Annotated in this window: 12 protein-coding genes; 6 read left to right on the plus strand and 6 right to left on the minus strand. The window is 63.0% G+C overall.

The annotated features are described in order from the left end of the window. Complete coding sequence (locus KFF05_07055; protein UTW53108.1) at window positions 1–1548, plus strand: hypothetical protein; 1548 nt, start codon at window positions 1–3, stop codon at window positions 1546–1548. A gap of 12 nt (window positions 1549–1560) precedes the next feature. Here the strand turns inward: KFF05_07055 and KFF05_07060 are convergent, their stop codons facing one another. From KFF05_07060 to KFF05_07070, 3 genes are read right to left on the minus strand one after another with little or no spacing between them, the layout of a single operon-like run. Beyond that, complete coding sequence (locus tag KFF05_07060; protein ID UTW53109.1) at window positions 1561–2181, minus strand: glutathione S-transferase family protein; 621 nt, start codon at window positions 2179–2181, stop codon at window positions 1561–1563. 18 nt (window positions 2182–2199) lie between these two features. Continuing rightward, window positions 2200–3351, minus strand: coding sequence for a ribonuclease D (gene rnd, locus KFF05_07065; protein UTW53110.1), 1152 nt, complete (start codon window positions 3349–3351; stop codon window positions 2200–2202). After that, complete coding sequence (locus KFF05_07070) at window positions 3348–3659, minus strand: NIPSNAP family protein (GenBank protein UTW53111.1); 312 nt, start codon at window positions 3657–3659, stop codon at window positions 3348–3350. The genes rnd and KFF05_07070 overlap by 4 nt, the downstream gene beginning before the upstream one ends. 141 nt (window positions 3660–3800) lie before the next feature. Here KFF05_07070 and KFF05_07075 point away from each other — a divergent pair, with 141 nt between their 5' ends. Further along, complete coding sequence (locus KFF05_07075) at window positions 3801–4577, plus strand: enoyl-CoA hydratase/isomerase family protein (protein ID UTW53614.1); 777 nt, start codon at window positions 3801–3803, stop codon at window positions 4575–4577. A gap of 32 nt (window positions 4578–4609) precedes the next feature. Continuing rightward, a complete protein-coding gene (locus KFF05_07080) occupies window positions 4610–5344 on the plus strand; it encodes a queuosine precursor transporter (protein UTW53112.1) in 735 nt (244 codons plus the stop codon). An 84-nt stretch (window positions 5345–5428) separates the two neighbouring features. Here the strand turns inward: KFF05_07080 and KFF05_07085 are convergent, their stop codons facing one another. Further along, window positions 5429–5953 (minus strand): tetratricopeptide repeat protein, encoded by a 525-nt coding sequence (locus KFF05_07085; protein UTW53113.1) that lies wholly within the window; start codon window positions 5951–5953, stop codon window positions 5429–5431. Window positions 5954–6239: 286 nt separating this feature from the next. Here KFF05_07085 and aspS point away from each other — a divergent pair, with 286 nt between their 5' ends. Both aspS and KFF05_07095 read left to right on the plus strand, forming a co-directional pair. Continuing rightward, complete coding sequence (aspS, locus tag KFF05_07090) at window positions 6240–8048, plus strand: aspartate--tRNA ligase (GenBank protein ID UTW53114.1); 1809 nt, start codon at window positions 6240–6242, stop codon at window positions 8046–8048. 235 nt (window positions 8049–8283) lie between these two features. Further along, window positions 8284–9210, plus strand: coding sequence for an SPOR domain-containing protein (locus KFF05_07095; protein ID UTW53115.1), 927 nt, complete (start codon window positions 8284–8286; stop codon window positions 9208–9210). Between the two features lie 87 nt (window positions 9211–9297). Here KFF05_07095 and KFF05_07100 read toward each other — a convergent pair whose 3' ends face one another. Next, window positions 9298–9600 (minus strand): hypothetical protein, encoded by a 303-nt coding sequence (locus KFF05_07100; GenBank protein ID UTW53116.1) that lies wholly within the window; start codon window positions 9598–9600, stop codon window positions 9298–9300. A gap of 693 nt (window positions 9601–10293) precedes the next feature. Here KFF05_07100 and KFF05_07105 point away from each other — a divergent pair. After that, window positions 10294–11172, plus strand: coding sequence for a DUF1849 family protein (locus KFF05_07105; GenBank protein UTW53117.1), 879 nt, complete (start codon window positions 10294–10296; stop codon window positions 11170–11172). Here the strand turns inward: KFF05_07105 and KFF05_07110 are convergent. Beyond that, window positions 11156–12073 carry an ROK family protein gene (locus tag KFF05_07110; GenBank protein UTW53118.1) on the minus strand — a complete coding sequence of 306 codons (918 nt, stop codon included), beginning with the start codon at window positions 12071–12073 and terminating at the stop codon, window positions 11156–11158. The two genes, KFF05_07105 and KFF05_07110, sit on opposite strands and share 17 nt — an antisense overlap. Between the last annotated feature and the right edge of the window lie 106 nt (window positions 12074–12179).

Here is a 12179-nt window from a genome sequence, read left to right on the forward strand (position 1 = left end):
ATGAGCCTTTTCAGAGACACCGGCACCGGCGATGCCGCGTCCAAGCGTGGCCTGTTCGGCGATGACCGTGCCCATGGGCGCGTCGCCGTGGTCGATATCGGATCGTCGTCGGTGCGCCTGGTCGTCTACGACACGCCGGCGCGCCTGCCGGTTCCCATCTTCAACGAAAAATCCGACTGCGGCCTGGTGCGCGGCCTGGCCAAGACGGGCAAGCTGAACAAGAAGGGCGTGGTGCGCGCGCGGGCGGCCCTGGCCCGATTCATCCGCCTGGCCAAGGTGATGGGGGTCGAGCGCCTGGAACTGGTCGCCACGGCCGCCGTGCGCGACGCGGCCGACGGGCTTCACTTCGTCGAGGAAATCGAGAACACGTTCAAGGTTTCGGTGCAGATCCCGTCAGGCGCGGAAGAAGCGCGGCTGTCGGCGTTGGGCCTGTTGATCGGTGTGCCCAAGGCGGATGGGCTGCTCGGCGACTTGGGCGGCGGGTCGCTTGACCTGATCAGTCTGGACAAGGGGCAGTTCGGCGCCAATGCGACCTTGCCGCTGGGCCATCTGCGGCTGCCCGACGCCGTTGGCAGCGACATCCGCAAGGCGGGGCCGCTGGTTGAGGAACAATTGGCCCAGCATGACTGGCTGAAGGACATCCGCGGCCGCACCCTGTTCGCCGTCGGCGGGTCATGGCGTGTGCTGGCGCGTATCTTCATCGAACAGACCCATTATCCGGTCCATATCATCGACGGCTTCACCATGGGCTATTCCGACCTGCGCCATCTGTGCCAGGTGCTGTCCGGCCTGGGCAAGGATTCCCTGCAGCAGATGCCGATCCCCCGGCGGCGTATTGAAACCTTGCCGTTTGCGGCCCTGACCATGGACAAGCTGTTGAACGTGGCGCGTCCGGAAAAGATCGTGTTTTCCGGCTTCGGCATGCGTGAAGGGCAGATGATCAAAGGACTGCCCAAGGAAATCCGCAGCCAGGATCCCCTGGTTGCCGGTTGCGAAACCCTGGCAGAGCGCAGCGGCCGTTTTACCGTGTCCGGCATTGAAATGCGTGACTGGATGTCGCCCCTGTTCCCGGGCGAGTCGGCGCGGCATGCGCGGCTCCGCTATGTTGCTTGTCTGTTGTCGGATATCGGCTGGACCGAACATCCCGACTATCGGGCGGAACACGCCTTTTTCCGTGTCCTGCGTCTGCCATATGCAGGACTGACGCATCTTGATCGGGCGTTCCTGGCCATGGCCGTGCTGGTTCGCTACAACGGCAATCCGGAGCTGCCCTATGCGGCCCCCGTCCTGCACCTATTGGACGAGGACGACCGGCGGATCGCCAACGCGATCGGCCTGGCTTTACGTCTGGGGCATACGGTGTCCGGTTCGGCCCCGGACTTGATTGGGCGCACGACGTTGAAGCCGACACGGGAAAAGCTGTTTCTGGGCCTGCCGGTCAAGGACCGCGACGTGTTTACCGGCGATGCGGTCGAACGACGGCTGAAGACCCTGGCGACGGCCATGGGATTCGGCGCTTCGGCCTTCGGCAAGGCAGCGGAAAGCTGACGCCGGGCCAGATTAACCCTCAATCAGCGGCACGGACTGGAAACAGTCGAGCGCCATGGCGGCGTCGTAAATACGCTTCAGCCGGGGATGCTTGTCCCAATCCAGTTCCCGTTCGTGGCGGAACCGGACATGGCCCATGGCGGCCGCTGCGGTGATGTCCGCCTGGGTTAAGTTCTCACCGAAGAACCAAGGGCTGTCGGCGGATGCTTCGGTCTCCAGCCATTCCAGGCACAGCTTGATCTGGTGGCGCACGCGATGGCGCCATTGCAGGGATGGCGCGTTGGCGTGCAGATTCTTATCGATGGACAACGCCACGCTTTTTTCCGCCAAACCCCAGCCGATGGTGACGGCGCGCAGGACGGCGCGGCGCTCGGCCCCTTTCTCCGGGGTCAGGGCCTTTTCCGGGCCTGCTTCCTCGTCCAGGTAATCCAGGATCATCTGGCTGTCGAAGATCTTCTCCCCGTTCGGCAGGATCAGCACCGGCACCTTGATCAGCGGATTGATCTCGGCGACCTGATCGGCATTGCGGAATACGGACAGCACGTCCCGTTCATACGGAATGCCGTAATACTGCATGGTCACGGCGACGCGCCGCAGGAACGGGGAATCGTACTGTCCGACAAGACGGTGCATGAAAGCCGGGCTCCGTAGCTACAGGTCGACGACCGTCAGGACACGGTCCTTGATGGCCAGGCCCATGCGTCCGTCACGCAGCTTCAGGGCGGCCTCACCGAACAGTTCGCGCCGCCAGCCCTTGAGCGCCGGCACATCGGCGTCCTCGCCAAAGGCGGCGATGGTGTCGATGTCTTCCGAATTGGCGATCAGGCGCTGCGCCACGCCGGACTCCTCGGCGCACATCTTCAGGTACACCTTCAACAGGTCGGCCACGGGTCCGATGCCGCGCGGCAGGACGAGTTTCTCCACCGGTGTGGGGCATTCGTCATCGGGCAGGGCCCGACCGCGCTCGACGGCTTCCATGATCTGGCGGCCCTGCCAGCCCTCGGCCATCTTTTGCGACAGGCCGCGGATGCGGGCCAGGTTCTCGACCGACTTGGGTGGGTGGTGGGCGATCTCGACGATGGACTCGTCCCGCACGATGCGGTTCCGGGGCACATCGGCTCGTTGGGCCTCGATCTCGCGCCAGGCCGCGACTTCGCGCAGGATCGCGAGCAGTCGCGCCGTCGGGCGCCGGACCTTGAGCCGTTGGTAGGCTTCCATGGGATCGGTTTCGTAGAAGCTGCGGTTGTGCAGGGCTTCCATCTCGGAGGCGACCCAGGCAAGGCGGCCGCTTTTTTCTAGCTTGGCCTGCAGCTTTTCATAAACCGTGCGCAGGTGCGTCACATCCGACAGGGCATAGCTGATCTGTTTGTCCGACAGCGGCCGGGCGGCCCAGTCCGTGAACCGCGAGCTTTTGTCCACGGTCGCCTTGGCCAGCTTGGCGACCAGGGTTTCGTAACCCACGGAATCGCCGAACCCGCAGACCATGGCGGCGATCTGGGTGTCGAACACAGGGGCAGGGCAATCGTCCATGGCGCGGCAGAAGATTTCCATGTCTTGGCGGGCGGCGTGGAAGACCTTCAGCACGTTGCGGTTGGCCAGCAGCTCGAACACGGGCGTCAGGTCGATGCCCGGCGCCAGGGCGTCGACCGCCGCCGCACCGTCGGGCCCGCCGATCTGCAGCAGGCAGAGCACCGGCCAATAGGTCCGCTCACGGATGAACTCCGTGTCCACGGTTACGTATTCCACGGTCGCAAGCGGTGCGCAGAACGCCCGCAGTTCGTCGTTGTCGGTAATCAGGTTCATTTCAGCGGCGAGAAACTGACGGGCGTGATCAGCTTGTTTTCCTGCTTCACCAGCATCCCGGCGGATTTCTTTTTGTAGACGGCCCAGTCCGGATCGGCGTCGCGGGCGGCGCGGCGGCGTTCCATGTCGGTCAGGTCATCATAGCTCCAAAGATGCACGAATTCGTTCTGTGGCCCGACGGAGGTCGTGAAATATCCGATGAGGTTCAGGTGGCGAAGCTGAACGGGCAGGCCTTCGGCCTCAAACAGGTCCAGGTACTGTTTGTTCATGCCGTGCTGAACGGTATAGGTGCGGTGGTCGATGATCATGTTGGGCTATCCTCCTTGGGCGTCGGGCGGTCCTTCGTGCCGGGCCGCTACGCCGTTATACGCTAGAGAATTGCCGCGCCAAAGTGAAACGCTGCGATCTTGCCAACGTGGCCAAGGCACGGAATGCTGCGCGCAACAAACATGGAGGACATTTTGAGCGATACCATTTTGCGTGACGACCGCGGCGGGGTGACTTGGCTGAGCGTGAACCGGCCGGACAAGCTGAACGTACTTAATTCGGCCCTGATGACCGAACTGACGCAGACCCTGCGTGCCCTGGCCGAAGACCGGGATTTGCGCGCCGTGGTGATCACGGGTGCAGGCGATCGGTCATTTGTCGGCGGCGCCGACATCGGCGAGATGGCGGCCCTCGACCCCACGTCGGCCCGGGCCTTCATCACGCGCCTGCATGGCGTCATGGCGGCGATCCGCGACCTGCCGGTGCCGGTGATCGCGCGCATCAACGGCTATTGCCTGGGCGGTGGCATGGAATTGGCGGCGGCCTGTGATTTCCGCATCGCGGCCGACAACGCTAAATTCGGCATGCCCGAGGTCCGGGTTGGTCTGCCCAGCGTAATCGAAGCCGTGTTGCTGCCGCATCTGGTCGGCTGGGGGCGCACCCGCTGGCTGCTGATGACGGGCGAGATGATCGATGCGGCGACGGCCCATCAGTGGGGCTTTGTCGAATTTCTGACCAAACCGGAAGACCTGGACGCCGTGCTCGATCGCTCCGTGCAGGCCATCGTCGAATCCGGCCCGCACGCGATCCGCACACAAAAGATGCTGATCCAGTCGTGGGAGAGCCTGACCCCGGACGACGCCATCGCCGCGACCATTCCCGTGTTCGGTGACAGTTTCGAGACCGGCGAGCCCCAGGCCATGCTTGGGGGCTTCCTGGCGCGCAAGGCGAAGGGTTAGACTGCGGGCGCAACACCTTTGGGGGAAGGGCAATGGGCGACCGCTCGGAAGTCGTATTCAGCATCCTGATGGCGGCCTTCGTGGTCGTCCTGGTGATGACCAATGTTCTCGCGGGCAAGCTGTTTCTGGCCTTTCCCGAGACTTTCCCTGACGGCCTGTTCGGCGAAACGGTGACCCTGACCGCGGGGTTGATCACCTATCCCTTGACGTTCCTGATTACGGACGTGGTTTGCGAGGTTTATGGCCAGCGTCGTGCCAATCTGATGGTTTACACAGGCTTCGCCATGAGCGTGCTGATCCTGGGCGTGATCCAGATCGCCCTGGTCGTGCCGGGATCGCCCGTCTGGCCCGCCGGCAATGCCAACTACGACACGGTGGAGCAGATGCAGCAGGCTTATGAAAGCGTGTTCACCCTGCCGGGCATGCTGATCCTGGGATCCATGACCGCCTATCTGGCGGCCCAGTTGCTGGACGTGAAGCTGTTCCATTTTTGGAAGCGGGTGACGCGGGGCAAGCATCTGTGGCTTCGCAACAATGCTTCGACCATGATCAGCCAGCTTGCCGACACCTGCATCGTCAATTCGATCTTCCTGGGGTTCGGGCTTGGCCTGGCCTGGGACGTGGTGTTCAAGATCATCGTCGCCAGCTATCTGGCCAAGCTGGTCATTGCCCTGGCAGACACGCCATTTATCTACCTGGGTGTCTGGTTGGTCCGCCGGATCGCCCATCTGCCGGACCCGGACGGCGGCATCGACAACCTGGTGTAATCCCCGCGCAGAACAGCGATCAGGGGCGCGTGTGCCGCGCCCCTGATGTGTTTAAGAGACTTTTAGGGCGGTGGCGCCTAGCGCCTACCAGCGTCGTTCCGCTGTCTCGCTCATGCCGTCGATGAAGCTCTTGAGCATGGCCACTTCGGTGCAGCCCTGCGGGCACAGGCCTTCGAGCCGGGCCAGGAGTTCCCGGGCCGTGTCCTGCTGGCCCATTTCCACGTAAAGCTCGCCCATGTATTCAAGGGCTCCCTTATGGTTGGGCTCGATGGTCAGCGCGCGTTCATAATAGTCGAAGGCGACATCGTAATGGCCAAGCTTGCGTGAGGCATAGCCTCGCAGGTTCCAGCCGTCGGCGTTGTCGGGGTATTGGGCCGTATAGGGCATCAGGGCCGCCAGGGCCGGTTCGAACTGGCTCTTTTTCAAAAGTTCCTGAATGTCGCGAAGCGCCTTGCCTTCCTTGTTGTCTTTGTCCTTATCGTCGGTCGACGTCGTCGGCGTGTCACTGCCCGCGGCTTTGGCCTGCTGGGCGGTGACGAACGGGGAGAAGGCAATCAGGGCGCCAAGCGCCAGGACGGGAAGGGCGGTACGCCAAGTGGTGGTCATCATTGGGGCTCCTAACATCTTATGTCAGGCCGTCGCTGGCCGTGTTCGCAGGTGCAGTATAGCAGCTTTTTCAGAAAATCACCTGTCTCGCGTATGTAGTGCCGACGACCGGGGGCGGTGGCCGGTCGGCAAATTCCCTCTGGATTTTCGCCGTTCGACCGCCTAGAAACCCGGGACGTTTGGGCCGCCGGTTCCGGACGTCGGCGGCGTCGTCAGACGAACTTTCAGGGCGCGCGATTGCCCCGCCGGACCAACTCCATCGCGCGCGCGAACCATGAGAAGTAATCCAATGCACCCTTACCGCACCCATACCTGTGGCCAATTGCGCGAAGACAACGTCGGCGACACCGTTCGCCTGTCGGGCTGGGTCCACCGCAAACGCGACCACGGCAACCTGCTGTTCGTCGACCTGCGTGACCATTATGGCCTGACGCAATGCGTGATCGACGTGTCCGGCAGCCTGTTCCCGGCGGTCGAGGGCGTGCGCCCGGAAAGCGTGGTGACGATCACCGGTCCCGTGGTCAAGCGGTCGGAAGAAACCATCAACCCGTCGATCCCGACGGGCGCCATCGAAGTGCGCATTGATGAATTCCATGTTGAGAGCGCGGCCGAGATGCTGCCGCTTCAGGTGTTCGGTGATGCCGACCTGGGCGAGGAAACGCGCCTGCGTTACCGCTTCCTGGATCTGCGCCGCGAACAGCCGCACGCCAATATCATCCTGCGCTCCAACGTCATTTCATCGATCCGCCGCCGCATGGTCGATCAGGGCTTCCTGGAAATTCAGACCCCGATCCTGACCGCGTCGTCGCCCGAAGGGGCCCGCGACTACCTGGTGCCGGCGCGCAATCATCCGGGGCATTTCTATGCCCTGCCGCAGGCCCCGCAGCAATTCAAGCAGCTACTCATGGTGTCCGGCTTCGACAAGTATTTCCAGATCGCGCCCTGTTTCCGCGACGAGGACGCGCGGGCCGACCGTTCGCCCGGCGAGTTTTATCAACTCGACCTGGAAATGGCCTATGTCACCCAGGAAGACGTGTTCGCGGCGCTGGAACCCGTTCTGTCCGGCGTGTTCAAGGAATTCGCGAACGGCCGCAAGGTGACGGAAGGCGCGTTCCCGCGCATTCCCTATAAGGAATCAATGCTGAAATACGGCAACGACAAGCCGGACCTGCGCAACCCGATCGAAATGTCGAATGTCACCGATACCTTCGCCGGTTCCGGCTTCAAGGTGTTCGCCGGTATGATCGAAAAGAACGAGAAGGTCCGCGTCCACGCCATTCCGGCGCCGGGCGGCGGCAGCCGCGCGTTCTGTGATCGCATGAATTCCTGGGCGCAGAGCCAGGGCCAGCCGGGCCTGGGCTACATCTTCTTCCGTGACGGCGAAGGCGCCGGCCCGGTCGCCAAGAATATCGGTGAAGATCGTACCGCGGCGCTCAAGGCATCGCTTGGCTTGAACGACGGCGATGCGGTGTTCTTCGTGGCCGGTGTGCCGGGCGAGTTCGCATCCTTCGCCTCGGCCGCGCGCACCAAGATCGGCCAGGATCTGGACCTGATCGCCAAGGACCGCTTCGATTTCTGCTGGATCGTCGATTATCCGATGTACGAGCTGAATGAGGACACGGGGCGCGTCGACTTTTCGCACAACCCGTTCTCCATGCCCCAGGGCGGGCTGGAGGCCTTGGAAACCATGGATCCCCTGGATATTCTGGCCTACCAGTACGACATCGTGTGCAACGGGGTCGAGTTGTCCTCGGGCGCGATCCGGAACCACAAGCCGGACATTATGGTCAAGGCGTTCGAGATCGCGGGCTATTCCAAGGAAACCGTGGAAACGGAATTCGGCGGCATGTATCGGGCTTTCCAGTTCGGCGCCCCGCCGCATGGTGGTTCCGCCCCGGGCATTGACCGCATCGTGATGATGCTGGCCGACGAGCCCAACATCCGCGAGGTCATCGCCTTCCCCATGAACCAGCAGGCACAGGATCTGCTCATGGGGGCACCGTCCCTGGTGCCTGACGAGCGACTCAAGGAACTGCACCTTAAACTCGCCCTGCCGAAGAAAGCAGGCCCCCAGGCCGGCGGTGAATCGCAGGGGTAGAAAATCTTCTGCCGTCAACCACCCGGGATTCTGTAAATAATAAAAAGAGGTTAGCCGGCTAGAAAAAGCTGGCCCCCGATTCGCGCCTTCGGCTATAACGAATCGGTAGAAGACTTAAAAAATAATAGTCGTTTCGGTTGGCCGCGACGGCCGGGGAGCGAAACGGCGATAGGGTGAACCATTTTTACGGGGTGAGTTTGCCGGTGCGGCTGCCGGTGCCCTACTGGGGGTTAAGATGCGGAAATCCGTAATCGTCGTCGGTGCGTGCGCGCTATTGGGCGGATGCGCCCTGCCGGTTCCCATCCAAGTCGCGTCCTGGGCCATCGACATCATCTCTGTCGTCACCACGGAAAAATCCATCACGGATCACGGCCTGTCGGCACTGACCAGCAAGGACTGCGCGCTCTACCGCGCGGTAACCGAGGAAGACAACGTCGTCTGCCGCGACGTCGACGACCGTAAGGACGTCATGACTGCCGACGCGGGTAAGGACGCCAAGGCCTTGGCGGACAAGGACATCCTGCCAACGGCCCCGGGCTTCGAAGCCATTGAGGCCCAGGTGGCCAAGGCGGACACGGTTTCTGCCATTGACCCGACCGTGGTGCCGTCCTCCGAGACCGCCGTTCAACCTGCGCCCGGTAACGAACAGCCGGTGACCGTCAATATCGATCTGGCCGCATTGCAGCCGGTGACGGAAAAGATTGATCGCCCATTCGTCCGCTTCACACAGCCTGAGGTCGATGTCGTTCAGGTTCCGGCCGCGGCCTTGCAGACTGCCGCGGCCCTGCCGTCGGCTGCCGTGGAGAATGGTAAGCCCAAGGAAGGGTTCTATTACGTGATCGGCAGCTTCCGGGGCAGCGAGCGGGCGAAGCGTCACATGCAGACCTTCAGGTCCCTCATGCCGGCGGTTCTGCACGGCAAGATCGGCCGCGATGGACGCGACGTGTACCGCGTCGTCGTCGGGCCGTTCGACGGACAGGAACGGACCGGTGCGTTCCGCCGTATCAAGCGGGCGGGGATTGCCGATACCTGGGCGATTCGGGTGTCACCAAAGGACTGGTCGATCGCCGCCAAGCTGCGTCCGATCGAGCAGGCCGACGCCAGCGCCGCGCTCAGCGCGCGGGATTGGCCCGGCCTGGCGCACTTCATCGTCCAGCATTAAGCCGCTTTCCGGTTTAAGAGATTATCGGTAGAGCCCGAGAGCCTGCCGTCGGGCGACTTTGCCCGGGGCATCCAATCGATGCGTCGTTCAGGCCGCCATCGGTCTGCCGGAACCGTCGGGCGGGCCGTCCAGGGTCAGCAGCAGGTTGACGATGTGTTCGGTCTTGCGCACGAGCCGGGTGTTCTGCGGATTATAGCGGCGCTCGAAATTCAGCCGATCCTCCCATTGCGTGACATAGTCCCGGGGCCGGTCGGGCCCGGCAGGCTCACCGGTCAAGGCGCCCACCGTGTCGTTGTAGTCGGGGTGGAGTTCGGGCTGGAATGCCAGCAATTCATAGTCTTCATAGGTCAGCACCCCGGCGGCGTAGAGGTCCAGGCTGACCTCGGCCATTTGGCGGGGGGTGAGGTCGCGCAGGGACAGGCCGCTCGTCAGAACACTGAATAGAGTCGGTTCGGGGGTTTCATCCTGTGCCGGCCCTTCGCTTTCACAAGCGTCAGGCGGCGAAATCGGGGTCAGGGGGACAAGTTCGCGTGACGGGCTGCCCAGGCCGGAAAACGGAGAGGCGGGGGCTGGGGATGTTGAAAACAGGTCTACATACGAAATTGGCTGATGTTCTGCTCCCATGAGCAAGGCTCCTTCTTCGTCCGAACGCGATCCGTTCGAGAAACTGAAGGTGTCGAGACCCGGACATGCCAAAGGCGCTGGTCTCCCGTGGACAGTGTGAAACGCGCCTCAGGTGCGGGTTCGGCTGCGGGCCGAAGCACTCCTCATCGCATTTCGTCCTGGCACGGGCTTCGGGGTCTGTTCTATCGCCGTCATGAGTGCCTCCAAATCGTCGGCATGTGGGCTTCGCCACATCCATTTACTCGCTGAAATCCAACGCAAAAGTCGGGCCAGCCGGCAGATGGCGGTTTTTCATATGCTTAACGGAAAATGACTAGGCATAAACCTGTCCGGCCCGGCAATTCCTGCCGACTTGGCGGGCATAAATTGCCGGTCGAAACGGCCGTCCGGCCATGGACAGAGCGCGTTGCGGAGCCTAGTCTCGGCATTGCGGAATTGCTCTTGGGAAGAAACACCGTCATGCCGATCCAACGGTCTACCCGTCGCCGGGACCTGCCGGCGTTCCGCCGCCGGGCATTTGCCGCCGGGGCGGCGATGCTTTTGTTCGCGGGGCTGGCCGTGGCGGTCATGCCGGGGGCTAAGGCGGCAGGGGCGACGGAGCCGAAACTGACCAGCCACCGGGCGGCCTACGAGATCACCCTTAATCAAAGCCGCGAAGGCGTCGGGCCGACGGCGGCGCGCGGCCTCATGGTCTATGAATTCACCGACGCCTGCGAGCGCTGGGTTGCCGAAAGCCGCATCGTGCTTGATGTGGTCTATGGCGAGGAAACGCCGGTGCGCACGGATTGGGGCTTCACCAGTTGGGAATCGAAAGACGGTCGTGACTATGGCTTCAGCATGACCCACAAGCGCAATGAGCGACTGGAAGAGGATCTTAAGGGGACGGCGCGGCTTGATCCCGGCAAGGGCGGCGAAGCGGCCTTCGCCGGCAATGTCGCCAAGCAAATTCCCCTGCCCAAGGGCACGCTGTTTCCCACGGCCCACCTGCAGGCCAGTCTGAAGGCGGCGCTTGCCGGCCAAAAAGTGTTTTCCCGCCCGATGTTCGACGGCGGTAGCCTGGACAACCCCTATGACACCAATGTCTATATCGTCACCGCGAAGGACCGCAGCGACAAGACGCGCGCACTTTTGAAAAAGGCCGGATTCACGCCCGAACTGCCTGTGTGGCGCCACCAGTCGGCGTTCTTTTCCATGACATCCGGGGAAAGCACGCCCGTGTTCGAGCTTGAAGTCGATTACCGCGCAGACGGTGTCGCCGAACGGATCATCCAGTCCTTCGGTGATTTCGCCATCCGCATGACGCCGGTCAAGATGGAACGGATCAAGGGCGGCTGCTGATTTCTGCCGGCCACAGCCAGGCCGCACCCCGCACGCCCGAGGCGTCGCCGTGACGGGCCGGGACAAGGCGGGTCGCCACCTCATCGGAAAATACCCATTGCCCCCAAAGTCGCGGCACGTTCGCATATAGCCGGCCCAGGTTCGACAGCCCGCCGCCCAGGACGATGGCGTCCGGGTCCAGGATGTTGATGATGATGGCAAGGGCGCGGGCCAGGCGGTCTTCGTAGCGCGCCAGGGTGGCGCCGGCGGCGGCATCGCCGGATTCGGCGCGGGCGGCAATGTCCGGCGGGAACAGGTTCTCACCCGTAGTGGCCAGATGATCGCGGGCCAGGGCGGGGCCGGACAAAAAGGTTTCGATGCAGCCGGACAGACCGCAATAGCAGCCTGGACCCGGCCGTTCGTCGTCCTGGGGCCAGGGCAGGGGGTTATGGCCCCATTCACCGGTGATGGCGTTCCGGCCCGTGACCGGTCGGCCGTTCAGGGCGATGCCGCCGCCGACGCCGGTGCCCAGGATCACGCCGAACACCATTTCGGCTCCTTCGGCGGCGCCGTCGGTGGCTTCGGACACAGCGAAACAGTTGGCGTCATTGGCCAGGCGCACGGGGCGGGCCAAGGCGTCTTCCAGGTCCCGGTCGAATGGATGGCCGATCAACCAGGTCGAATTGGCATTCTTGATCAGGCCGGTGGCCGGAGAGAGGGTTCCGGGAATGCCGATGCCGACATGCGTGATCGCCGCACCTGCCATTGCCTCCAGATCATTGACCAGGCCGCGAATGGCCTCAACGGTGGCGCGGTAGTCGCCTTGTGGCGCGGCAATGCGGCGGCGCGCGGCGACCGACCCGGCGTGGTCCAGCACCAGGCCTTCGATCTTGGTGCCGCCCAGGTCAATTCCGGCGCGCATGACCGAAGAGAAAATTAATATTCATGGTGTGACCGCCGTCATGTCCAAAACGAAACGAGGTTAATACTTTTTTACCATTCGGTCCTTAGAACTAAGCGGAACGATC

The organism is bacterium SCSIO 12827, from assembly GCA_024397995.1.
In the GTDB taxonomy this organism is placed as follows: Bacteria; Pseudomonadota; Alphaproteobacteria; order Rhodospirillales; family Casp-alpha2; genus UBA1479.